Source organism: Haliea salexigens DSM 19537 (assembly GCF_000423125.1).
Classification (GTDB): domain Bacteria; phylum Pseudomonadota; class Gammaproteobacteria; order Pseudomonadales; family Halieaceae; genus Haliea; species Haliea salexigens.
The window spans coordinates 193,621-217,870 of record NZ_AUHJ01000001.1 but is presented as its reverse complement, the minus strand read 5'-3'; the positions used below and the strand labels follow the sequence as shown (position 1 = coordinate 217,870).

Below are 24,250 nucleotides of genomic sequence, written 5' to 3'. Positions count from 1 at the left end.
CATGTCGATGACTGCAACGCGCATGCTGGCGCGGGACTGGCGTGGCGGCGAGCTGGGTGTTCTGGTGGCAGCGCTGGTATTGGCGGTTGCCGTGGTTTCCGGCATCAGCGCCTTCACCACGCGCCTGCAAACGGCTCTGGCGCAGGAAAGCCACCGCTTCCTCGCTGCAGACCGGGTGGTGCGCAGTGGGCGCGAGGCGCCGGCGGACTGGTTGCAGGAGGCGTCGCGTCGAGACCTCGGTACCGCACAGGTCCTCACGTTTCCCTCCATGGTCTACGCGGGTGAGGAGGGCATGGTGCTGGCCTCCGTCAAGGCAGTGAGCGATGCCTACCCGCTGCGCGGAGAGCTGCGCTACAGCGAGCAGCCCTTCGGTGACTTGATCACGGGTGGCCGTGGGCCCGAACCCGGCACCGTGTGGCTGGACTCGCGGCTGTTTCCGCTGCTCGACATTGCGATAGGCGACACCGTGGCGGTGGGTGAGGCGGAGTTTCGGGTCGTGGCGGCGGCGCGTACCGAGCCTGACCAGGGCGGTTCTTTCCTCGGCCTGGGGCCGCGTGTATTGATGCATTACGCCGATATTGCGGCGACCGCCGTGGTACAACCCGGCAGCCGGGTAGAATACCGACAGCTGTATGCCGGGGAGCCCGCCGCCGTCGAGAGCTTCGAGCGCTGGCTGCAACCGCAGCTCGGCGAAGGGCAGCGGCTGCTGGATGTGAACGAGGGGCAGCCAGGTCTCGGCGAGGCGCTGCAGCGAGCCGAGAGCTTTCTTTTGTTGGCAGGCAGCCTGGGCGTGGTGCTCGCCGGCGTGGCCATCGCGCTGGCCGCTCGTCGCTTCAGTGAGCGCCACAACGATTATGTCGCCATCATGAAAAGCCTTGGCGCCACGTCCGGCAGCATCACACGTCTCTACGGTCGCAGCCTGTTCCTGCTGGGTTTGCTGGCCACGCTGTTGGGTTGCTCGCTGGGCTGGGCGTTGCAGTCAGCTTTCTTCAACCTGTTCGGCGACCAGTTGCCGGTGGCGCCCGGGCCTGCGGGCATTCGTCCTTACGGCATTGGCGCCGCCACCGCGCTGGTCTGCCTGCTGTGCTTCGCCTGGCCGCCGCTGCGCCGCTTGAGCCAGGCCAGCCCGCTGCGTGTGCTGCGTCGCGATATGCCGCAGGAACAGCGACGCACCCTCACTGATTACGCGGTGGGCCTGGCCGCCGTATCCAGCCTCATGTGGTGGTACAGCGGTGACTGGAAAATCACCCTCGCGGTGTTGAGCGGGTTGGCCGCCACTGTGTTACTCGGGCTTGGCCTGGCCCTCACACTGCTGCGCGGTGGCCGCCTTGTGGGTATGAGCGCCGGCAGCATCTGGCGTCTGGCGCTGGCGGGCCTGCAGCGGCGCGGCACCGCGAATGCGCTGCAGGTGGTGATATTTGCCATGGCTATCATGCTGCTACTCGTGCTGCTGCTGGTGCGCACATCGCTGATAGATGCCTGGCAAACCCAGCTGCCGGAGAATACCCCCAACCATTTCGCCCTGAATATTGCCCCTGAAGACGTGCAGGGCGTGGAGCAACTGCTGCGCAGCGGCGATATTCCCGGGGCGCCGCTGTACCCGATGATACGCGGGCGTATCCTGTCGGTGAACGGAGTGGCCCTACCGCAGACGGATGACCCCGAAGAGGGGCGCCGTCAGCGCGAAGCCAATTTCACCTGGGCAGATACGTTACCCGGGGATAACCGCCTGCTGGAAGGCCGCTGGTGGGCACCGCGCAGCGATGCCGCCGAGGTGTCGCTCGAAGTCGAGTTTGCCGAGCGCTTCGGTGTCGGTTTGGGTGACAGAATCGGCTTTCAGGTGGGGTCAGAGCCGTTCGAGGCCACGGTCACCAGCATTCGTGAGCTCGACTGGCAATCTTTCAATCCCAACTTCTGGCTGGTGTTTCCGCCCCGCCTGCTGGCCCCGTATCCCGCTACCTTCATGACCAGTTTTTATCTTCAGCCGGAGCAGAAACCGTTTCTGAACGGGTTTATCCGACAGTTCCCCACGGTCACGGTGGTTGAGATGGATGTGGTGGTTGCGCAGGTTCGCGGCATAGTCAGCCAGGTGTCCGCGGCGGTGGAGCTGGTGCTCGCGGTCATCATGGCCGCCGGGGCTTTGGTTCTGGTAGCAGGTGTACAGGCCAGTGTGGACGCCCGCATGCATGAAAGCTCGATCCTGCGCGCCCTCGGTGCCCGCCGCCGCCTGGTGCTGGGTGGCCTGTGGATCGAGTTTGCCGCGCTGGGTGTGTTCGCCGGCGTGCTCGCCACCGTGGGGGCAGAGTTGTCCGTGTATATCCTGCAGGCTCAGGTCATGGGCATGGACTATGCGCCTTCGCCCTGGGTGTGGCCGGTGGGTATTGGGGGTGGCGCGCTGCTGATTGCCGGCCTGGGTGTGTTCAGTTGCCGCAAAGTGGTTTCCAGCCCGCCGTTGGCCGTGCTGCGCGAGCTCTAGGCGCTGCGCTCACGGATCAGTGCGTGCTGATGCCGTCGATAAAGGTTTGCACGCTCAGCTGAATTTGCCGCTGCAGGTCAATGTGGCGCCGGAACAGCTGGGGGGCGTCAACCAGCAGGGTGGCAAGGCCGTGAATGCCAGCCCAGGCCGCGTTGGTCAGGTAGGCGAGGTCAAGTTCACGGAAGGTGCCGCGCTCGATACCGTGCTGGAGGATGGACTGCACCTGCTGGAAGGTATCGCGGCTTGCCTCGCGCAGTTCCGGGTAGGTTTCTGCGGGCTGTACCGAGGGCCCGAACATCAGCTTGAACATCTGCGGGTAGCGGCCGGCATAGGCCACATAGCTGTTCGCGAGCGCATGCAGCTGTTCCTCAGGACAATCGCCGGTGTCTTCCGCAGCCTGACGCAAATCGTTGAGCAGGCGCCGGTAGCCGACCGCCGCCAGCGCCGCGAGCAGGTCGCCTTTGTCGTTGAAGTGTCGGTAGGGTGCCGTCTGCGAGACGCCGACACCGCGGGCGAGCGCCCGCAGGCTCAACGCGTCGGCACCGGCAGTCTCGAGCTGCTCCAGTGCCGAATCCAGCAATTCCGCCCGCAAGTTACCGTGATGGTAGCTGCGTTGCCGGGCGGCTTGCGGTTCAGAAGCCGTCATTCAGGGCAGCAAATGCGCAACGGCATCGCGTTCCTCGGCCAGTTCCTGCTCGGTGGCCTGCATTTTGCCGCAGCTGAAGTCGCCGACATCAACGCCCTGGACGATTTCCCAGTCGCCGTTGTTGCAGCGGCAGGGGAAGGAGTAGATGAGGCCCTCGGCAATGCCGTAGGAACCGTCGGAATAAACGCCCATGGAGACCCAGTCGTCGCCTTCCGTGCCCAGCGCCCAGCTGCGCATATGGTCGATGGCGGCGTTGGCGGCAGAGGCGGCAGAGGACGCACCACGGGCCTTGATGATTGCCGCGCCACGCTGTTGCACCGTGGGAATGAAGTCGCCTTCGTACCATGCCTGGTCGATCAGGGTGATGGCTTTGCTGCCATCGACTTCAGCGTTGAACAGATCGGGGTACTGGGTGGCGGAGTGGTTGCCCCAGATGGTCATCTTTTTCACGTCATTGACGGTTTTCCCGGTCTTCTGGGCAATCTGCGTCATGGCACGGTTGTGATCCAGGCGGGTCATGGCGGTGAAGTTGCGCGGGTTGATGTCCGGCGCATTGCGCTGGGTGATGAGGGCGTTGGTATTCGCCGGGTTACCCACCACCAGCACCTTGATGTTGCGGCTGGCGTGCGCGTCGATGGCCTTGCCCTGCACCGAGAAGATGGCGGCGTTGGCTTCCAGCAGATCCTTGCGCTCCATGCCGGGGCCGCGGGGGCGTGCACCCACGAGCAGGGCGTAGTCGGTGTCCTTGAAGGCGACCGCGGGGTCGTCGGTGCAGATGATGTTGGTCAGCAGCGGGAACGCGCAGTCGTCCAGCTCCATGCGCACGCCGTTGAGGGCTTCCATGGCCGGCGTGATGTCCAGCAACTGCAGGATCACGGGCTGATCGTCGCCCAGCATGGCGCCGGAGGCGATACGGAACAGCAGCGCGTAGCCAATTTGGCCGGCGGCGCCGGTAACGGTCACTCGAACAGGTGCTTTCATGGGAAGGGAGTCCTCAAGGGTCGGGTGGATGGCAAACAAGGGGGCCATATTGTCGAGTGAAACGGGTGAAAAAACAAGCCGCTACCTGTAAAATGCGCCGCTTCCGGGTGATCAGTGGCAGGCGGCTAGTGCGCGAGCTTTCCAGAAAAGAACGAACCGAATTCAACAAGTTGCAGAAGCGCTTGCGGCGCAATGTGGGCAATGCCATCGCCGACTACACCATGATTGAAGCCGGTGACCGGGTTATGGTGTGCCTGTCCGGGGGCAAGGATTCCTACGCCATGCTGGATGTGCTGCTGGCCCTGCGCAGCAGCGCACCGGTGGACTTCGAACTGATAGCGGTCAACCTCGACCAGAAGCAACCCGGCTTTCCGGAGCACGTGCTGCCGGCCTACCTGGAAGCGCTGGATGTGCCCTATTACATCCTGGAGAAAGATACCTACAGCGTGGTGCGCTCGGTGATCCCCGAGGGCAAGACAACCTGTGGCCTTTGCTCGCGCCTGCGGCGGGGTAGCCTGTACGGTTTCGCCGCCGATATCGGGGCCACCAAAATCGCCCTCGGGCACCACCGTGACGATATCGTCGAAACCCTGTTCCTGAACCTGTTCTTCGGGGGCAGCCTGAAAGCGATGCCGCCGAAACTGCTCAGCGATGACAAGCGCAACGTGGTCATTCGGCCGATGGCGTACTGCAAGGAAAAAGACCTGGTGGCCTACGCCGACTACAAGGCGTTCCCCATCATTCCCTGCAATCTCTGCGGTTCCCAGGAGAACCTGCAGCGGGTGCAGATCAAGCAGATGCTTGCGGACTGGGAGCGCCAGTACCCGGGTCGCACAGAAACCATTTTCCGCGGAATTTGCAACGTGGCCCCCTCGCAGCTGGCGGATACCGCCCTGTTCGATTTCAGCAACCTGCGCGCCGAGGTCGACCGCGACCTGCACCTGCCCGCGATCCGTGTCGTCAACCTTTAGGTGACAGACGGCGGCGCGGCAGATGATGTGTTGCTCAGCGCGTCCGGGTTGAGCCTGGAGCGCGGTGGCAGGGAGCTGTTCAGCGGCATAAGCCTGCAGCTGCTGCGCGGTCAGCTGGTACAGATAGAGGGCGCCAACGGCGCCGGCAAAACCAGCCTGCTGCGCATTCTTGCCGGGCTTTCCCGCTACGGCTTTGCCGGACGTGTTGAGCACAGGGCACCCCAGCTGTTCCTCGGTCATCAAAGTGCCGTCAAGGGGTTGCTGACGCCGCGGGAAAACCTCGCCTGGCATGTGGCGGGGGAGGCCGGTTTCAGCGCAGCAGAGATCGACGCGGCGCTGGCAGCGGTCAACCTGTATGGCTACGAGGACGTGCCCAGCCACGCGCTCTCCGCCGGCCAGCATCGCCGCGTCAATCTCGCCCGGCTCTACCTGTCCCGGGCACCGCTGTGGCTGCTGGACGAGCCCTTCACGGCCATTGACCGGGCGGGCGTTGGCGCGCTGGAGGCGCGTCTGCTGCAGCACCTGGAGCAGGGCGGTGCCGTGCTCCTGACCTCGCATCAGCCGGTCACCCTGGCCTATCCGTTGCTGCGGCTGGACCTCGCCACGGGTACTCTGCAATGACTCCTGCGGCCACTGCCACCTTCTGCCTGCGCCTGCTGCGCCGACAACTGGTGCTGGGGCTGCGCCGGCCGGTAGAGCTCGGTAATCCGCTGCTGTTCTTTGCCATGGTCGTGGCGCTGTTCCCCCTCGGCCTGGGGCCCGCGCCCGACACGTTGGCGGCGTTTGCCCCGGGTATCCTGTGGATTGTGGCCCTGCTCTCGAACCTGCTCACCTCCGATGCGGTGTTCCGCAGTGACCTTGAGGACGGTAGCCTGGAGCAGTTGCTGCTGGCACCTCAGCCGCTGTATTTCTCGGCGCTGGCCTATGTGCTGGCGCACTGGTTGCTCACTGGCCTGCTGTTGGGGTTGGCTTCGCCCTTATTCGCGCTGATGCTGGGCCTTGCGCCTGCCGCCATCCCCGCGCTCGCGGCGAGCCTCCTGCTGGGTACCGCCGTGCTCAGCCTCATCGGGGGTATTGGCGCCGCGCTGACCGTGGGGTTGAAGCGTGGCGGCATGCTGATTTCCCTGCTGATTCTGCCGTTTTACATGCCGGTGCTGATCTTCGGCAGTGGCGCCGTGCAGGCGGCGTTGAATGGCAATCCGGCGGGACCTTTTCTGGCGATTCTCGGGGCGCTGCTGTGCATGTCAATCGCGCTGGCCCCCATGGCGATTGCAGCGGGTTTGCGTATCAGTGTCGATACCTGAGCGATTTCGTCTGATTTGGATTGTTCGGGGCCGCGGTCGCTGTATAATCGCGCGCCATGTGGACGCTCTTCCATAAATTCGGTTCCCCGCCCTGGCTCTATCGCCTGTCCGGGTCCATCCTGCGCTGGCTTCTGCCGATTACCCTGCTGGCATTGATCGGCGGCGCGATATGGGGATTGTTGTTTACCGCACCGGATTTCCGCCAGGGCAATAGTTACCGCATTATCTACATTCACGTACCTGCGGCCGTGGTGGCTCTCGCTGGCTATTACGTGATGGCCATAGCTGGCGCGGTGAGCCTGATCTGGCGTATGAAAATGGCCGATATCGCCATGCGCGCCTGTGCCCCGATCGGCGCGGCCCTGACCTTTGTTGCGCTGGTAACGGGCAGCATCTGGGGCAAGCCCACCTGGGGTACCTGGTGGGTGTGGGATGCACGCATCACGTCGATGCTGATCCTCCTGTTCCTCTACCTCGGGGTTGTGGCGCTGTACGAAGCCTACGAGAACAAAGCCCTTGCCGCCAAGGCCTGCGCGATACTCAGCCTGGTTGGCACGGTGAACATTCCCATCATCTACAAGTCGGTGGATTGGTGGTACAGCCTGCACCAACCGGCCTCCATCAAGTTCACTGGCGGCAGCACGATTGACCCCAGCATGCTTTATCCGCTGCTGTTTATGATCACGGCATTCTACTGCCTGTTCACCTGTGCCCTGTTGCTCAACATGCGGGTGGAAATCCTGCAGCGCGAGCAACGTACCGCGTGGGTCAAGGCACTGGCCAACAAGGGGGCGGCAGGCTGATGTACTTCGACTCATTGGCAGCAGCGTTGCAGATGGATGGCCACGGCGCGTTTGTCTGGTCTGCCTACTTCATTACAATTGGTGTGGTGGCCCTGATGGTCTACGCACCCCGGCGGCGGGAACAGCGGTTCCTGCGCCAGCTCGAGGGGCAAATTCGGCGCAGCGAGGGCGGTAACCCGCCCGGCGCCAGCAAGGAGGTGTGATGCACCCGGTTCGCAAGCAGCGTTTGTGGTTGGTGTTGTTTCTTGTTGTTTTCTCCAGTTCCGCGATCGGCCTCATGGCCTACGCCCTGCGCGGCAATATCAATCTGTTCTATCCCCCTGTTGAAGTGGCCGCCGGGCTCGCGCCAGTCGGCCAGAACATTCGTGTGGGCGGCATGGTGGTTGAGGGCAGTGTGCAGCGCAGCGACAGCAGCCTGGAAGTGCGCTTTGAGGTGACCGACTACGAGGCCGTTGTGCCAGTCGTCTACACCGGCATCCTGCCGGACCTGTTCGATGAAGGGCAGGGCGCCGTCGCGGCGGGCAAACTCGACGAAAACGGCGTGTTACAGGCGTCGGAAGTGCTGGCCAAGCACGATGAGAACTACATGCCGCCGGAGGTTGCGGAGGCACTGGAGGCGTCTAAATCGCGCATGGCAGAGCAGAGCGGTGAACAGGGGTATGGCCAATGATCCCGGAGCTGGGTCACTTCGCCCTCATCCTGGCGCTTTGCCTGTCCGTGCTGTTGTGCACGATTCCGCTGTGGGGTAGCTGGCAGCGCAACGTCACCGCCATGGCGCTGGCCCCCAATCTCGCGATTGGCGTGCTGGTCTTTACCACGCTCAGCTTTGCCTGCCTCACCTGGGCCTTTCTGCAGGACGATTTTTCGGTAGAGGTGGTCGCCAATAACAGCAACAGCCTGTTGCCCTGGTACTACAAGTTCTCTGCGGTGTGGGGTAATCACGAGGGCTCGCTGTTGCTGTGGGCGCTCATTCTCGCCCTCTGGACCTGCGCTGTGGCCGTGTTCAGCCCGCAGTTGCCGCTGGTGATGCTGTCGCGTGTGTTGGCCGTCATGGGTTTTGTCGGCGTTGGCTTTCTCGCCTTCTCGTTGTTCACGTCGAACCCCTTCGCGCGCCTGCTGCCGGGCATACCCGCAGATGGTCAGGACCTGAATCCGCTGCTGCAGGACTTCGGCCTGATCATCCACCCGCCGCTTTTGTACATGGGCTATGTGGGCTTTTCGGTGGCCTTTGCCTTTGCCATCGCCGCCTTGCTCGGCGGTCGCCTGGATGCGGCCTGGGCACGCTGGTCGCGGCCCTGGACGAATGTCGCCTGGGCCTTTCTGACCCTGGGCATCATGCTGGGCAGCTGGTGGGCTTACTACGAACTTGGCTGGGGCGGCTGGTGGTTCTGGGACCCGGTGGAGAACGCTTCCTTTATGCCCTGGCTGGCGGGTACTGCGCTGGTGCACTCGCTGGCGGCGACGGAAAAGCGAGGACTGTTCAAGAGCTGGACGGTGTTGCTGGCCATTTTTGCCTTCTCCCTGAGCCTGCTGGGTACCTTCCTGGTGCGCTCCGGGGTGCTGACCTCTGTGCACGCCTTTGCCACAGACCCCGCCCGCGGCATGTTCATCCTGGTATTTCTGGGCATTGTTACCGGCGGTTCACTGGTGCTGTATGCGCTGCGCGCCCCGGCCGTGGCCAGCCGCGTGAGTTTCACCTGGATTTCCCGCGAATCGCTGTTGCTGGTGAACAATGTGGTGTTTCTGGTCGCCACATTGACGGTGCTGTTCGGCACCCTGTTTCCGCTGTTGATGGATGCACTGGGGCAGGGCAAGTACTCGGTGGGCCCCCCCTATTTCAACGCGGTATTCATTCCGCTGATGGCATTGCTGGTGCCGTTTATGGGCGTTGGCCCGCTGTCGCGCTGGAAGCGTGACAGTGTCCGCCGCTGGCAGGCGGAACTGCTGGTGCCGGGGCTGGTCACGCTTGCCTGCGCGCTGACGCTGCCCCTCTTGCACACCGGCGACTACAACCTCTGGGTGGCGCTTGCGGTCCTGTTTGCCGGCTGGCTGGTGGTTGGCCTGCTGCGCGATCTAGCCAACCGGGTTCGCAACAGTGCCTCCCTGGGCGCGGGCTTACGCCGCCTCACTCCCAGCTACTGGGGCATGGTGATCGCCCATGTGGGCTTCGCCGCGACCATTATCGGCGTGGTGCTTACCAGTCAATACACGATCGAGCACGACCTCAAAATGAGCCCGGGCGAAAGTGACACTCTCGCCGGCTATGAGTTCAGGTTTATTGATGTGGGCGCTGTGCAGGGCCCGAACTTCGTGGCCGACGAAGCGCGCTTTGTGGTCTATCGGGACGGACGCGAGGTGGTGCGCCTGGCCCCGCAGAAGCGCCGTTACCTGGCCAGCGGCAGCGTGATGACGGAGGCCTCCATTGATGCCGGCCTGTTCCGCGACCTGTTTGTCGCCATGGGTGAGCCGGTGGGGGTCGATGGCGCCTGGGCTATTCGTCTGCACTACAAGCCCTTCGTGCGCTGGATGTGGGCAGGCGCTCTGCTGATGGCGCTGGGCGGTTTCATGACGGTGGCGGACAAGCGCTACCGTCGCCAGCGCACAGTGGCGCGTGAAGGTCTGCGTGAAGGGGGTGTGCGTGGCGCCCAGGCTTAAGCTTTTCCTGCCGCTGGTGATCTTCGTGGTGCTGGCGGGGTTTCTGTATCGCGGCTTGTCGCTGGACCCGATGGAGCTGCCCTCAGCACTCATCGACAAGCCCCTGCCGGCATTTTCCCTGACCGCGCTGGCGGATGGGCGCGCGCTCACACGCGACGATGTCATTGGCGAGCCAGCGCTGTTCAACGTCTGGGCCACCTGGTGCATTTCCTGTCGCGCGGAACATCCGTATCTGCAGCGACTGGCTGACACTGGCATTCCCATCTACGGCATCAACTACAAGGACGAAGACCAGGCCGCGCGCCGCTGGCTGCAAGAGCTCGGTGACCCCTACCGCGCCAATATCGTTGATCGCGAGGGCTCCCTGGGGGTGGACCTTGGTGTTTACGGCGCCCCGGAGACCTACCTGGTGGACGCTGACGGCGTGATCCGCTATCGGCATGTGGGCGTGATCGATGACCGCGTATGGCGCGATACCCTGGAGCCGCTGTGGCGCGAGGTTCTGGCCATGGCACAGGAGCCATGAGAATGCGCGCCTCCTTGTTGGGTGTAATGCTGTTACTGAGTGCGTACGCCGCAGCGGTGATAGAAACCTACGAATTCAGCACGCCGGCACTGGAGGCACGCTATCAGCTGCTCAGTGAAGAGTTGCGCTGTCCCAAGTGCCAGAACCAGAATATCGCCGATTCCAATGCGCCAATTTCGCAGGATTTGCGGCGCCTGCTGCACCAGCAACTGGAGGCCGGGGCCAGTGATGAAGAGATACTGGAATTCATGGTTGCCCGCTACGGCGAGTTCGTGCGCTACCGGCCCGCGTTCAACGCGGTGACTGCTGTGCTCTGGCTGGCTCCCCTGTTGCTCTTGCTGGCGGGCGTGGCCGGTCTGCTATTGATACTGCGCGGTCGGCGCCAGGGCGGCGGCTCACTCACCGCGGACGACGAAGCACAGCTGGCGGCATTGCTCAAGAATTCGGAGAAAGACGCTTGACGACATTCCTGCTCGCCTGTGCCGGCCTCGTTGTGCTCAGTGGCCTGTTTCTGCTGTTCCCCGGCTGGGCAACCAGGCGCCCGGTTGATGATGGCGCGCAGGCCAATCTCGACTGGTACCGCTTGCGTCGCGCGGAGTTGGCGGATGCCGGGGAAGCAGATCTGGAAACCGATACCCAGCTGCGTTTGCTGGAAGACCAGCAGGGTCAGTTGGCAGCCGCTGCAACCGAGGAGCCTGCGCGCCGAGCGTTTCCGCTGTGGGCGCTCGTGCCGGTTGTCGCAGTGATGGCCGCAGTCCTCTATTACCAGCTGGGTTCGGTGACCGATGTCAGGATTGCACAGCAGCTCGGCGATCTGGGCGAAACACCGACAGAGGCGCAGCTCAGCGAGCTGATGGTGGCGATCGAGGAGCGCGCCGTGCAGCGCCCGGACAATCTCCATTACCTGGCGTTGTTGGGTCGTTATCAGATGGGGCAGGGCGATTATGCGCTGGCCGCGGAAACCTACGATCGTCTGGTGCAGGCCGCCCCGGAGGACCCGCAGGCCCTGGCCTATTCGGCCCAGGCCAGGTTCCTGGCGGACGGGCGCACGCTCAGCCCGAGCGCGCAGGCGCGTGCGGAGCAGGCGCTGGCCATTGATCCGCAGCAGCGCACGGCCCTGGGCCTGCTGGGCATGTCGGCGTTTGAGCGCGGGCAATTCCGCGCTGCTATTCAGTACTGGGAGCGCCTGATTGTCATGGAGGCCCCCGGTAGTGAGGGACAGCAATTGATTGCCGGCGTCATCAATGAGGCGCGTCAGCGACTGGGTGAAGCGGTAACCCCCACCGATGAGGTGGCGGCCCCGAGCACTGGCGTGACGGTCACCGTAACCCTGCCCGAGGGCGCGTCGCTGGCTGATTCCGACACCGTATTCGTGCTCGCGCGCGCTGCAGGCAGCGAAAGCCGCATGCCGATTGCGGCGCAGCGCCTGGCGGCCAGCCAGCTGCCGGCCACCCTGCGCCTGGACGACAGCAGCACCATGGCGGGCCAGAAACTCTCGACGGCGGGCGAAATCCTGGTGCTGGTGCAGGTCTCTCCGGCGGGTACCCCTGGCGAGGAGAACGCCACCTGGCTTGGTCGCCTCGGGCCGTTGCAGCCCTCCCTCTCTGAAGAACCGCAGCTCATCACCCTGCAGCCCCGCCAGGGGTGACGCCACATTAAGTGCCTCAGGCATAGTGTTGCCGGGGGAAGTTGGGTACACTACATCTAGTGTTATCGGGGTGGCAGTCAAGCCGGGTTTTCGGGCATAAATGCTATATAAAACATTAAGATACAATACAAATTTAAAGTGATATGCGACTAAAATCCATCAAGCTCGCCGGCTTCAAGTCGTTTGTCGATCCCACTACCGTCAACTTCCCCAGCAACATGTGTGCCGTGGTGGGGCCCAACGGCTGTGGCAAGTCGAACGTCATCGACGCCGTGCGCTGGGTGATGGGCGAGAGTTCTGCCAAGAACCTGCGCGGCGAATCGATGACCGATGTCATCTTCAACGGTTCAGTCAACCGCCAACCGGTGGGGCAAGCGTCCATCGAACTGGTGTTCGACAATAGCGATGGTGGTGTGGGTGGTGAATACGCCAGCTATGCCGAGATTTCCATCAAACGCCTGGTCACCCGCGAGGCGCAATCGGAGTATTTCCTCAACGGCAGCCGCTGTCGGCGGCGCGACATCACCGATATTTTCCTCGGCACGGGCCTGGGGCCGCGCAGCTACGCCATCATTGAGCAGGGCATGATATCCCGCTTGATCGAGTCCCGTCCGGAAGATTTACGTGTGTTTATCGAGGAAGCGGCGGGTATTTCCAAGTACAAGGAACGGCGTCGGGAAACCGAAACCCGCATGCGCCGCACCATGGAGAATCTCGAGCGCCTCACGGACCTGCGTGACGAGCTGCAACGTCAGCTCCAGCACCTGCAGCGCCAGGCGCAGGCGGCGGAAAAGTACAGTGAACTCAAGGCTGAAGAGCGCACCCTGAAAGCACAGCTGCACGCGCTGCAGTGGCAGCAGCTGGACAGCCAGGCCGGCCGCTGCGGCCAGGCGATTGGTGAGCTCGAGGTGCGGCTGGAGGCCGTGAATGCGGAACACCAGCAGGTGGACACCGGCATTGAGCAGCACCGGCAGGATTACACCGATCGTACCGACAGCTTCAATGCCGTGCAGGCCACCTATTACGCGCTGGGCGCGGAAGTGGCCCGTCTGGAGCAGGCCATCCAGTTCCAGAAGGAGCGCGCGCAGCAGCTGCATGCCGACCTGCGCCAGGCGCTGGACAGCCTGGAGCAGGCAGAGGCGCATTTGCAGCAGGACCAGGACAAGCTCGCAACCTGGGAGCTGGAGTTGGAAGAGCTGGCGCCAGAACTGGAGTTGCTGCAGGCGGCTGAAGAGGAGTCCGCCAGCGCGCTGCAGGAAGCCGAAGACGCCATGTTGCACTGGCAGCAGCAGTGGGATGAGTTCAACCACCAGGCGGCGGCGCCACGGCAGCAGGCCGAAGTGCAGCAGTCGCGTATCCAGCACCTGGAACAAGCGCAACAGCGTCTGCAGCGACGCGTCCAGCAGCTTGAAGAGGAGCGCGCAGGGCTGGTGGTAGGCGAAGACGACGCCAACCTCGAGGCCGCTGCCGAGGAGATCGCACTGCTGGAAGAGCAGATGGCGGTAGCCGAACTGCGCAGCGATGAGCGCGTGGAGGAACTTGCGGCGGCGCGCGAGGAAGAGAGCCGACTGTCAGGGCAACTTAACGAAAGCCGCTCCCGCTTGCAGCAGCTACGCGGTCGCCAGGCGTCTCTGGAGGCGCTGCAGCAGGCGGCTACGGAGGATCGCGACCAGGGCGTCAGCCAGTGGCTTGCCGCCCAGGGCTTGCAGTCGCGGCCGCGGTTGTTGGACAACCTGCAGGTGGACGAAGGCTGGCAGCAGGCGGTGGAAACCGCGCTGGGGGATTACCTGCAGGCTGTTTGTGTCGAGCAGCTGGGTGACCTCGCTGATTGCCTGCAGGCGCTGGAGCAGGGCCAGGTCAGCCTGGTGGAGAGTGGTGCTGCACAGGGCAGCCCGGGGCCGCAGTTCCTCGCCTCACATGTGCATGGCAGCGCCGCTGCTGCGAGCCTTCTGGCGGGTGTGCGTGTGGCAGCAGACCTGCCCGCTGCACTGCAGCTGCGCGCCAGCCTGGGTGCGGGTGAGTCGGTGATTACCGCGGACGGGATCTGGCTGGGCCGCGACTGGCTGCGAGTGACGCGCCCGGGCAAGCAGGAAGGCGGCGTGATCCAGCGCCAGCAGGAGCTCGAGCGGCTGTTGCTGGAAGTCGAAGCCACGGCGCAGCAGGTCACCGAATTCGAAGGCGCGCTGGATGGCCTGCGCGAGCAGCAGCAGAGTCTGGAAGCCCAGCGCCAGGATAGCCAGCGCGAGCAGCAGCAGCTGTCGCGGCAGCACGCGGAGCTGCGCGCTGCACTGTCGGCGCAGCAGGCCAGGCTGGAACAGATCAGCGCGCGCCGTGAGCGCCTTGCCGCGGATATCAGCGACACCCGCGGGCAGTTCGGCCAGGAGCAGGAGGCCGTATCGGAGGCGCGCCTGCTGCTGGCAGAGGCCATCGAGCGCATGGAAACAGACTCGCGCCAGCGCGAGGAGTTGCTCGCGCGCCGGGATGCGGCGCGCAATCAGCTCGACAGCGTGCGCCAGAGGGCCCGTCACGACAAGGATGCGGCCCACCAGTCAGCGATGCGTCACCAGTCGCTGCAGACGCAATTAGGGGGCGTGGCGGAAACCATGCAGCGGGCCCGCTCCCAGGTCACCCAGCTGCAGGAGCGCCGCGAGGCCCTGCAGGGCAGCCTCATGGAAAGCGACGACCCGGTAGTGGCGTTGCAGGACGAGCTGGAAGCGCAGCTGGCGTTGCGTCTGGCATCCGAGACCGAGCTGACCCAGGCGCGCCAGGCGGTTGCCGAGGTGGAGCATGCCCTGCGCCAGGCCGAGCAGCAGCGTGCCGCCATTGAGCAGCGAGCGCAGGGCGTGCGCGCCGAGCTGGAGCAGCAGCGGTTGCAGCAGCAGGGTTTACAGGTGCAGCGGGAGAACGTGCTGCGCCAGCTGCGGGAACTGGAGCAGGACGTCGATACGGTGCTGGCGAATATGCCCGAGGGCGCCGGGGAAACGGAGTGGCAGCTTGCCCTTGAACGTGTGGGGGCCAGGGTGGCGCGGCTGGGGCCGATCAACCTCGCGGCCATTGATGAATATGCCCTGCAGTCCGAGCGCAAGCATTACCTCGATGCCCAGAACGAGGACCTGGAAACGGCGCTGGAGACACTCGCCTCCGCCATTCGTAAAATCGACAAGGAAACGCGCAGCCGGTTCCGCGACACGTTCGATAAGGTGAATTCCGGCCTGCAGGACCTCTTCCCCCGCGTATTCGGTGGTGGCAATGCCTATCTGGAAATGACCGGGGACGACCTGCTCGATACCGGCATTACCATCATGGCGCGCCCACCGGGGAAAAAGAACAGCACCATTCACCTGCTGTCAGGCGGGGAAAAGGCGCTGACCGCCATTGCCCTTGTGTTTTCGATTTTCCAACTGAATCCCGCGCCGTTCTGTATGCTTGACGAAGTGGACGCGCCGCTGGACGATGCCAACGTCGGGCGTTACGCACGCATGGTCAAGGAAATGTCCGAGAAAGTGCAGTTCATTTATATTACCCACAACAAGATCTCCATGGAGTTGGCGGATCAGTTGATGGGTGTCACCATGCACGAGCCGGGCGTGTCACGCCTGGTTACCGTGGATGTCGAAGAGGCAGCGGAACTGGCGGCGAGTTAGGACAAGCGGAGGAAGCGGGCGCAGCTGTGATGGACTTGACGATACGCGATTGGATGGTGATTGCCGGTGTGCTGCTGATTCTGGCGGTGCTGCTGGATGCCTGGCGGCGGGTGCGCAATGAGCGCCGTGCGGCCGTGCGCATCAAGTTGGTTGGCGAAGAGGGGGAGGGCACCGGCGAGCCGGATATTGCCGTATTCCGCGAGCTGCCCAACGGCGGCGCCCGCGTGGTGCACCGCTCAGACCTGCTGGATGCGCAGGCGCAGCACAAGGCCAGCGATGCCGGGGCTGTATCACCTCAGGCCTCCGATGCCACCGATGAGCATCCAGCGAATGCAGCCCCTGGACGCCCTTCGGCTGACGGAACACCCGGGGAGCCGCGCGCGACCCGGGGCCGCGCTGCGCGCAAACGCACGGCAAAAGCGGAGCCTCCGGACGATGGCCTGGTAAGTGGCTTGAGTAGCCGCGATGAGCCCGAGAACCTCGACTGGCTGGATGCTCTGGACGCCGAAGAGCGGGAGCTGTCCGCCAGCGAAGAGCCGGGCCGGCTGCCGCGTGACGTGCAGCCGGAAGTCTTCATGTTGAACGTAGTGGCGCGTGATCCCGAAGGCTTCCGCGGCGACGAAATACTGCACATCCTGCTGGCCTGCGACTTGCGCTTTGGTGACATGAGCTTCTTTCATCGTCACGAACAGGAGGCGGGGCGCGGGCCGATACAGTTCAGCGTTGCCAACATGATGCAGCCGGGTGTTTTCGACATCGACAATATGTCCGATTTCAGCACGCCGGGGCTGGTCTTTTTCGTCACACTGCCGGGCCCTGTGGACATGATGCAGGCCTTTGACTACATGCTGGAGACAGCGCAGACCGTGGCCCACAACCTGAAGGGTGACGTGCTGGATGAAACCCGCAGTGCGTTGACCCGGCAGACGCTGGAGCATTCGCGGCAGCAGATCCGCGATCTCGAACGCCGTATGCTCGCCCACGCGCGCTAGGGCTCAGGTACATGGCAGACGCGGTTGCAGCGGGCAAAGAAGCGGTCCGCCTGCGTGAGCAGCTGGACGACTGGAACTACCAGTACCATGTGCTGGACGACCCCAGCGTGCCGGATGCGCAATACGATCGCTGCATGCAGCGTCTGCGCGAACTCGAAACGCTATTCCCCGATCTCTGCGTGCCCGACTCGCCTACACAGCGGGTGGGTGCCACCCCTCTCGCCCAGTTCAGCCAGGTGCAGCATGAGGTCCCCATGTTGTCGCTGGAAAACGCATTCGACGCCGGGGAGCTTGCGGATTTCAATCGGCGGCTGCTGGATCGACTGGGGCGCGAGGCGGACGATGCCCTGGAGTTCGCCTGTGAGCCGAAGCTCGATGGTATCGCCGTCAGCCTGCTCTACCGTAGAGGACGCTTACAGCGTGGCGCCACTCGGGGTGACGGCAGCACCGGTGAGGATATTACGCACAATGTGCGCACTGTCGCCTCGGTGCCGCTGCGCTTGCGCGGCAGTGGTTTTCCAGAACTGCTCGAGGTGCGTGGCGAAATCTACCTGCCCCGCGCCGGGTTCGAGCAGTTGAACAGGGAAGCGCGCGAGCGCGGCGAGAAGACCTTCGTCAATCCGCGCAACGCAGCGGCGGGCAGCCTGCGTCAACTGGATGCCCGTATCACGGCCCGCCGTCCCTTGCAGATGTGTTGCTACAGTGTCGGCCTGTATCAGGGCGGCGAGCTGCCTGGCCGTCACTCCGAGGTGTTGGAGCGCCTGCACGGCTGGGGCCTGCGCATCAACGCCGAATCGAAAGTGGTGACCGGGATTGCAGCCTGTGAAGCCTACTATGTGGCGCTTGCGGCGCGGCGCGCCGAACTGCCCTACGACATTGATGGCATCGTCTATAAGGTGAATGACCTCGGCCTGCAACAGCGGCTCGGCTTCGTGTCGCGCGCACCGCGCTGGGCCATCGCGCGCAAATTCCCGGCGCAGGAAGAAATGACCCGGCTGCTCGCCGTGGAGTTTCAGGTGGGCCGCACCGGCGCCATCACGCCGGTCGCGCGTCTGGAACCGGTTTTCGTCGGTGGTGTGACCGTCAGCAATGCCACACTGCACAACGCCGATGAAGTGGAGCGGCTGGACGTGCGCATCGGCGATAGCGTGATCGTGCGTCGCGCTGGCGATGTTATCCCCCAGGTGGTGGCTGTTGTCAGCGAGCAGCGCCCCGCCAACGCACGCCACGTGGTCTTTCCCGAGCGCTGTCCGGTGTGTGGCTCGGTGGTTGAGCGTGCCGACGACGAGGCTGTGTGGCGCTGCATGGGCGGCCTGGTTTGCCCGGCCCAACAGAAAGCTGCAATCCGCCATTTCGTGTCCCGTCGTGCGCTGGATGTGGAAGGTCTGGGTGACAAGCTGGTCGAGCAGTTGGTCGACCAGGGGCTGGTGCATACCGTGGCGGACCTTTACACGCTGCCGCGAGAGGCCTGGCTGCGGCTGGAGCGCATGGGGGAGAAATCCGTGGACAATCTCCTCGCGGCGCTGGAAGACAGCAAGCTGACCACACTGCAGCGGTTTATCTATGCGCTGGGTATTCGCGAAGTCGGGGAGTCCACCGCCGGCAATCTTGCGCGCCATTTTGGCCGCTGGGAAGCGCTCGCCGCGGCGAGTGAAGAGGCATTACTGGCGGTGCCTGATGTGGGCCCCGTGGTCGCCGACCACCTGCGACAGTTTCTCGACTCCGCGGACAGTCTCGCCGTGGTGCAGGCGCTGCGCGATGCCGGTGTGCACTGGCCCGATCTCGAGGTGCGGCCGGCAGAAGCCTTGCCATTGGCGGGTGAAACCTGGGTGGTGACCGGCAAGCTGGAGTCCCTCGGGCGCAGCGATGCCAAGGCGTCTCTGGAGGCACTTGGTGCGCGGGTTGCGGGCAGTGTGTCGGCAAAAACCACAACCGTGGTCGCAGGGCCCGGTGCCGGTTCCAAGCTGGGCAAGGCGACAGAGCTCAATATTCCGGTGATCGATGAGGCGGCCCTGTTGGCCCTGTTGCGTTCCCACGGTGTGATGCTATGAAACGCCTTCTGCCGTATCTGCTGCTGCTCTTGGTACCCGCCTGCGCCACAACGCCGCCCGGCAACGTGGACAACGCCTGCAGTATTTTCCGCGAAAAAGATGGCTGGTATGACGATGCGCTGGCGGCGCAGAAGGCATGGGGCAGCCCGGTGCCGGTGATGCTGGCGATCATGCATCAGGAGTCGCGCTTCGTTGCGCAGGCAAAACCACCGCGCACACGTATTCTGGGCATCATTCCCGGTTTTCGCCCATCCAACTCCTACGGTTACAGCCAGGCCATCAAATCAACCTGGAAAGCCTATGAGCGCAGCACCGGTCACTATGGCGCGGACCGCGATGATTTCGGTGACTCCATGGACTTTATCGGCTGGTACAATAACGAGTCGCTGCATCGCAGTGGCATCGCGAAGAACGACGCCTACCGTCTGTATCTGGCGTACCACGAAGGACATGGAGGCTATAACCGCGGCAGCTATCGCGACAAGGGCTGGCTATTGCGTGTCGCCACCAAGGTGCGCGATCGCGCTGCGCAGTATACGGTGCAGCTGAACGGTTGCGCTGACTCCCTGCCACGTGGGCGCGGTCTCTTTGGCTGGTTCTGAGCCGGGACGCTGGTGGTTCAATAATGCTGTCAGCGCAGCGTTAAACACCTCATAACGCAGCCCCCGGGGCGCAAATGGGGGCGCGTGGTGATGCAAAGGAATGCGCTTTATGACACACTTCAGGCGTGTGCCGTCATGGTCGCGAGCCCGCTACCTAACGTTCAAAACAGGTCTTCGCTGTGAACCCTACTGATATCAAGAATCCCGAATACTTCCACAAAGTTGTCGATTGCCAGTATGCCTGTCCGGCGCATACGCCGGTTCCGGAGTACATCCGTCTGATCGCCGCGGGCCGCTACGACGACGCCTACATGGTGAACTGGGAGTCCAACGTGTTCCCCGGCATCCTGGGGCGCACCTGCGACCGGCCCTGTGAGCCGGCCTGTCGCCGCGGTCGCATCGCCAAGGGTGAGGAGCCGGTCGCTATCTGTCGCCTGAAGCGTGTTGCGGCTGATAACAAAACCGACATCAGCGCGCGCCTGCCGCAGATTCCGGCCCAGAAGAACGGCAAACGCATTGCCCTGATTGGTGCCGGCCCGGCCTCCCTGACGGTGGCGCGGGACCTCATGCCTCTGGGGTACGACATCGACATCTACGACAACCAGTTTGCCGGCGGCGGCATGATGCGCAGCCAGATTCCCTCTTTCCGTCTGCCGGCTTCGGTCCTGGACGAGGAAGTGGGATACATCCTCGACATGGGCGTGGTGACGCAGTTCAACACGGAAGTCACCAGCCTGAAGAGTGTGCTCGACAAGGACTATGATGCGGTCTTTGTCGGCACGGGAGCTCCCCGCGGCAAAGGGCTTAACCTGCCGGGGCTGGAGGAGGCCGGGAAACAGGTTCATATCGGCATCGACTGGCTGGCCAGCGTCGCCTTTGAGCACACCAGTGCAATCGGCAGGCGGGTACTGGTGCTGGGTGGCGGCAATACGGCAATGGATTGCTGCCGTACCTCACGCCGGCTCGGTGGCGAGGATGTGCGCGTGGTGGTGCGCAGCCCCTTTGCCGACATGAAGGCATCACCCTGGGAGAAGGAGGATGCCATGCACGAGGGCATCCCCATTTACGACAACCACGTGCCCAAGGAATTTGTCGTCGAGAATGGCAAGCTGAAGGGCATGCACTTCGAGAAGGTCGAAGCGCATTACGACGAAAACGGCAAGCGGAGCCTGGTGCCCACGGGCGAGGACCTCGTGTTCATGGAGGCCGATGACGTACTCATGGCCATCGGGCAGGACAATGCCTTCCCGTGGGTTGAGCGCGATCTCGGTATCGAGTTCGACAACTGGGATATGCCCGTCGTCGACAAGGCCACCTTCCAATCCACCAATCCCCGGGTATTCTTCGGCGGTGACGCGGCGTTTGGTCCGGAAAACGTCATTACGGCAGTGGCGCACGGCCATCAGGCAGCCATCAGTATCGACCTGTTCTGCAAGGCGGAGCCTGTGAGCAACCGTCCGGCGCCCATGACCAACCTGCTCAGCCAGAAAATGGGCATTCATGAGTGGAGCTACGACAACCAGATCGAGAACGACAAACGGTTTGTCGTACCCATGGCGCCACTGGAGGAAACGCTGCGCAATCGCAAGCTGGAGGTGGAGCTGGGTTTCGACCAGGGCACCGGCTTCAAGGAAGCGGAACGTTGCCTCAACTGCGACGTGCAAACTGTTTTCGATACCCCGCGCTGTATTGAGTGCGATGCCTGTGTCGATATCTGTCCGACTGACTGCATCTCCTTTGTTGAGAATGCTGAGGAAAGCGAGTTGCGCACGCGTTTGACCGCGACGGCCGGCAATCTTGCCCAGGATCTCTATGTCTCGACAGAACTGCCGACAAAGCGGGTCATGGTGAAGGACGAAGACGTCTGCCTGCACTGCGGCCTGTGCGCCGAGCGTTGCCCAACCTCTGCCTGGGACATGCAGAAATTCCTCTACAGCGTCACCAAAGCGGGGCAATAAACCATGCAAGCGCTGCAATCAGTCAATGAGTTCGTCATCAAGTTCGCCAACGTAAACGGCACCGGTAGCGCCAGCGCCAACAACCTGTTTGCCAAGGCTATTTTCCGCATGGGGCTGCCGGTGTGCCCCAAGAACATTTTCCCCTCCAACATCCAGGGCCTGCCGACCTGGTACGAAGTGCGCGTCAGTGAGCGCGGCTACCTCGGCCGCCGCGGCGGCGTGGATATCATGCTGTCGGTGAATCCACAGAGCATGCCGCAGGACATCAAGGAAGTGGAGCCGGGCGGCTACTTCATCTACGACAACACCAAGCCCCTCGACCTGCGCCTGATGCGCAATGATGTCAACATCATCGGCATCCCACTCACGCGTATGTGCAACGAGGAATACGAGGATCCGCGACAGCGCCAGCTGTTTCGCAACGTGATCTACGTGGGGGCGCTGGCAGCGCTGCTGGATATCGACTTCGCCGTGCTCACGGGCCTGGTGGAAGACCAGTTCAAGGGCAAGGACAAGCTCATTCTGCCCAACATCCACGCGCTCGAGCTCGGCTACCAGTACGCCCAGGAACACTTCGATTGCCCGCTTGGCATTCGTGTGCGCGCCTCTGACAAGGTGGGCGACAATATCCTACTCGACGGCAACACTGCCCTTGGCCTGGGTGCCATTTACGGCGGCGCCACGGTGGCGGCCTGGTATCCGATCACACCGTCCACATCCGTGGTTGATGCCTTTGATCGCTACGCCAAACGGCTGCGCATTGACCCGGGCACGGGGCGCAAGAACTACGCGATCCTGCAGGCGGAAGATGAGCTGGCCGCCATCGGCATGGTGGTGGGTGCAAGCTGGAATGGCGCGCGGGCATTCACCGCCACCAGTGGCCCGGGCCTCTCCCTGATGAGCGAGTTCCTCGGCCTGGCCTACTTTGCCGAAATTCCCACGGTGCTGTTTGACGTGCAGAGAGCAGGGCCGTCCACCGGTATGCCCACCCGCACGCAGCAGTCCGACGTATTGTCCGCCGCTTATGCTTCCCACGGCGACACCAAGCAGGTGTTGCTGTTCCCGTCCACACCCAGGGAGTGCTTCGATTTCGGCGCACTGTCCTTTGATCTGGCGGAGCGCTTGCAAACCCCCATCATTCTCATGACCGACCTCGACCTGGGCATGAACGACAATATGTCGCCGCCACTGACCTGGGACGATGCGCGTCGCTACGACCGCGGCAAGGTTCTGAATGCAGAGCAACTGGAAGAAATGGAACGCTACGGACGCTATCTGGACGTCGATGGCGACGGCATCTGTTATCGCACCATTCCCGGTACCCACCCGGACAAAGGCGCGTTCTTCACCCGTGGTACCTCGCGCGACGAATATGCGGTGTATACCGAGAAGGGCGAGGAATACGAGAAGAACATGCATCGCCTCATGGCGAAGTGGGAGACCATCAAGGAATGGGTGCCGCGCCCGGTGGAAACACAGAGCGAGCAGGGCACTGATACCGCAATCCTGTTTTACGGCACCAGCGAAGAGTCCTCGATGGAGGCCCGCGATTACCTGGCCGAAGACGGCGTGCCGCTGAATGCCATGCGTGTGCGAGCCTTCCCCTTCAACCACGAAGTCGCGGACTTTATCGCGCGTCACGAACGTGTTTTTGTCATTGAGCAGAACCGCGATGCGCAATTACGTACGCTGCTTATGGCCGAGTTTGAATTGGGTCCGGACAAACTGAAGTCCGTACTCTGTTTCGACGGCAATCCCATCAGTGCCCGGAATATTCGCAAGCAGATATTGCAGCAGATGCCCGGCTACAACGTTACCCCCTTGCGTCGCGAGCGCGTGGTCGCCGGCGCGGAGATCAGCTCATGAGCTATCAGCTTCCCAAATTCCGTCACCCGGATCTGCCGGTCAACACGCTCGGCTACACGCGGGCCGACTATGAAGGCGCCATCTCCACGTTGTGTGCGGGGTGTGGCCACGATTCCATATCCGGTGCCATCGTGCGCGCCTGCCACGAGTTGGCGCTGGAGCCGCACAGGATTGCCAAGTTGTCCGGTATCGGCTGTTCGTCCAAGGCACCCACCTATTTCCTGGGCAAGTCTCACGGTTTCAACTCCGTGCACGGGCGCATGCCCTCGGTGGTAAGCGGTGCCAATATGGCCAATCGGGATCTGCTCTATCTGGGTGTCTCCGGCGACGGCGACACGGCATCCATCGGCATGGGGCAGTTTGCCCACGCGGTGCGGCGCAACCTGAACATGGTTTATATCGTCATGAACAACGGTTGCTACGGGCTGACCAAGGGGCAGGACTCAGCCACCGCCGATGCCGGGTCGGCGAGCAAGAAGGGCGACCCGAACCCCTTTTCCGCCATCGACCTGCCGGGCCTCGCCCTGCAGCTTGGGGCCACCTTTGTGGCGCGCAGCTTTTCCGGCGACAAGGGCCAGCTGGTGCCGCTGATCAAGGCTGCCATCTCGCATCGCGGCTTTGCGCTGATTGATGTCATCTCGCCCTGTGTAACCTTCAACAACAACCCGGGTTCTACCAAGAGCTACGATTTCGTGCGTGAACATGCTGAAGCTACCGGTACGGTGGATTTCGTGCCAATGCGCGAGGAAATCACCGCCAGCTATCCGGCAGGCCGTACCCAGGACGTCACGCTGCACGATGGCTCCGTGTTGCACCTGGAGAAGCTAGCCCCGGACCTGGACCCGTTCGACCGTGTGTCCGCCATGGTAGCGCTGCAGAAACACAGCGCCGAGGGCCAGATACTCACGGGCCTCATTTACATGGACAAGGACTCTCGGGATTTGCACGACGTCATGGAAACCTCGCGCCGTCCGCTGAACAGCCTGACCGAGCAAGATCTCTGCCCCGGTGACAAGGTGCTGGCGAACATCAACGCAAGCCTGCGTTAGGCAGGAATTTCGCCAGAAGCCCCTCTGAGACGGCGGAAAAGCCGTGACAGAGGGGCTATCGTCATTTTATTGTCACAA

The 24,250-nt window shown here is 63.1% G+C and carries 20 protein-coding genes; 18 read left to right on the top strand and 2 right to left on the bottom strand.

The annotated features are described in order from the left end of the window. Position 1 precedes the first annotated feature (1 nt). On the top strand, positions 2 to 2,476 hold the full coding sequence (locus tag G533_RS0101045) for an ABC transporter permease (RefSeq protein ID WP_338035391.1): 2,475 nt from the start codon (positions 2 to 4) through the stop codon (positions 2,474 to 2,476). Positions 2,477 to 2,492: 16 nt separating this feature from the next. Here the strand turns inward: G533_RS0101045 and G533_RS0101040 are convergent, their stop codons facing one another. Together G533_RS0101040 and G533_RS0101035 are read right to left on the bottom strand one after the other, a co-directional pair. After that, a complete protein-coding gene (locus G533_RS0101040) occupies positions 2,493 to 3,122 on the bottom strand; it encodes a TetR/AcrR family transcriptional regulator (protein ID WP_027948351.1) in 630 nt (209 codons plus the stop codon). After that, the gene (locus G533_RS0101035) at positions 3,123 to 4,103 is read right to left on the bottom strand and encodes a malate dehydrogenase (protein ID WP_027948350.1); all 981 of its coding nucleotides are present in this window, start codon (positions 4,101 to 4,103) and stop codon (positions 3,123 to 3,125) included. Positions 4,104 to 4,231: 128 nt separating this feature from the next. Here G533_RS0101035 and ttcA point away from each other — a divergent pair, with 128 nt between their 5' ends. From ttcA to G533_RS0100950, 17 genes are all read left to right on the top strand, one after another. Further along, a complete protein-coding gene (gene ttcA / locus G533_RS0101030; protein WP_035526028.1) occupies positions 4,232 to 5,074 on the top strand; it encodes a tRNA 2-thiocytidine(32) synthetase TtcA in 843 nt (280 codons plus the stop codon). Beyond that, complete coding sequence (gene ccmA / locus G533_RS0101025; protein WP_240472334.1) at positions 5,075 to 5,695, top strand: cytochrome c biogenesis heme-transporting ATPase CcmA; 621 nt, start codon at positions 5,075 to 5,077, stop codon at positions 5,693 to 5,695. Further along, positions 5,692 to 6,378, top strand: coding sequence for a heme exporter protein CcmB (gene ccmB / locus G533_RS0101020; RefSeq protein ID WP_027948347.1), 687 nt, complete (start codon positions 5,692 to 5,694; stop codon positions 6,376 to 6,378). The genes ccmA and ccmB overlap by 4 nt, the downstream gene beginning before the upstream one ends. A 56-nt stretch (positions 6,379 to 6,434) precedes the next feature. After that, the gene (locus G533_RS0101015) at positions 6,435 to 7,181 is read left to right on the top strand and encodes a heme ABC transporter permease (RefSeq protein ID WP_027948346.1); all 747 of its coding nucleotides are present in this window, start codon (positions 6,435 to 6,437) and stop codon (positions 7,179 to 7,181) included. Next, entirely contained in the window at positions 7,181 to 7,384 is a 204-nt protein-coding gene (gene ccmD / locus G533_RS0101010; protein ID WP_027948345.1) for a heme exporter protein CcmD, read from the top strand. Before G533_RS0101015 ends, ccmD begins: the two co-directional genes overlap by 1 nt. Beyond that, positions 7,384 to 7,851 (top strand): cytochrome c maturation protein CcmE, encoded by a 468-nt coding sequence (ccmE, locus tag G533_RS20030; RefSeq protein ID WP_035525804.1) that lies wholly within the window; start codon positions 7,384 to 7,386, stop codon positions 7,849 to 7,851. The genes ccmD and ccmE overlap by 1 nt, the downstream gene beginning before the upstream one ends. Further along, positions 7,848 to 9,836 carry a heme lyase CcmF/NrfE family subunit gene (locus tag G533_RS0101000; RefSeq protein WP_027948344.1) on the top strand — a complete coding sequence of 663 codons (1,989 nt, stop codon included), beginning with the start codon at positions 7,848 to 7,850 and terminating at the stop codon, positions 9,834 to 9,836. Before ccmE ends, G533_RS0101000 begins: the two co-directional genes overlap by 4 nt. Continuing rightward, positions 9,820 to 10,362 carry a DsbE family thiol:disulfide interchange protein gene (locus tag G533_RS0100995; protein ID WP_027948343.1) on the top strand — a complete coding sequence of 181 codons (543 nt, stop codon included), beginning with the start codon at positions 9,820 to 9,822 and terminating at the stop codon, positions 10,360 to 10,362. The genes G533_RS0101000 and G533_RS0100995 overlap by 17 nt, the downstream gene beginning before the upstream one ends. Positions 10,363 to 10,364: 2 nt before the next feature. Next, on the top strand, positions 10,365 to 10,823 hold the full coding sequence (locus G533_RS0100990) for a cytochrome c-type biogenesis protein (RefSeq protein WP_027948342.1): 459 nt from the start codon (positions 10,365 to 10,367) through the stop codon (positions 10,821 to 10,823). Next, positions 10,820 to 12,010 carry a c-type cytochrome biogenesis protein CcmI gene (gene ccmI, locus G533_RS0100985; RefSeq protein WP_027948341.1) on the top strand — a complete coding sequence of 397 codons (1,191 nt, stop codon included), beginning with the start codon at positions 10,820 to 10,822 and terminating at the stop codon, positions 12,008 to 12,010. The genes G533_RS0100990 and ccmI overlap by 4 nt, the downstream gene beginning before the upstream one ends. A gap of 143 nt (positions 12,011 to 12,153) precedes the next feature. Beyond that, positions 12,154 to 15,654 carry a chromosome segregation protein SMC gene (smc, locus tag G533_RS0100980; protein ID WP_027948340.1) on the top strand — a complete coding sequence of 1,167 codons (3,501 nt, stop codon included), beginning with the start codon at positions 12,154 to 12,156 and terminating at the stop codon, positions 15,652 to 15,654. 29 nt (positions 15,655 to 15,683) lie between these two features. After that, positions 15,684 to 16,646 carry a cell division protein ZipA gene (gene zipA / locus G533_RS0100975; protein ID WP_027948339.1) on the top strand — a complete coding sequence of 321 codons (963 nt, stop codon included), beginning with the start codon at positions 15,684 to 15,686 and terminating at the stop codon, positions 16,644 to 16,646. Positions 16,647 to 16,657: 11 nt separating this feature from the next. Further along, positions 16,658 to 18,697, top strand: a complete 2,040-nt coding sequence (ligA, locus tag G533_RS0100970) for an NAD-dependent DNA ligase LigA (protein WP_027948338.1) — start codon at positions 16,658 to 16,660, stop codon at positions 18,695 to 18,697. Beyond that, positions 18,694 to 19,299 carry a transglycosylase SLT domain-containing protein gene (locus G533_RS0100965; protein ID WP_027948337.1) on the top strand — a complete coding sequence of 202 codons (606 nt, stop codon included), beginning with the start codon at positions 18,694 to 18,696 and terminating at the stop codon, positions 19,297 to 19,299. Before ligA ends, G533_RS0100965 begins: the two co-directional genes overlap by 4 nt. 179 nt (positions 19,300 to 19,478) lie before the next feature. Beyond that, on the top strand, positions 19,479 to 21,257 hold the full coding sequence (locus G533_RS0100960) for an FAD-dependent oxidoreductase (RefSeq protein WP_027948336.1): 1,779 nt from the start codon (positions 19,479 to 19,481) through the stop codon (positions 21,255 to 21,257). A 3-nt stretch (positions 21,258 to 21,260) separates the two neighbouring features. Then, entirely contained in the window at positions 21,261 to 23,123 is a 1,863-nt protein-coding gene (locus G533_RS0100955; protein ID WP_027948335.1) for a 2-oxoacid:acceptor oxidoreductase subunit alpha, read from the top strand. Further along, a complete protein-coding gene (locus G533_RS0100950) occupies positions 23,120 to 24,172 on the top strand; it encodes a 2-oxoacid:ferredoxin oxidoreductase subunit beta (protein WP_027948334.1) in 1,053 nt (350 codons plus the stop codon). Before G533_RS0100955 ends, G533_RS0100950 begins: the two co-directional genes overlap by 4 nt. Positions 24,173 to 24,250: the final 78 nt, after the last annotated feature.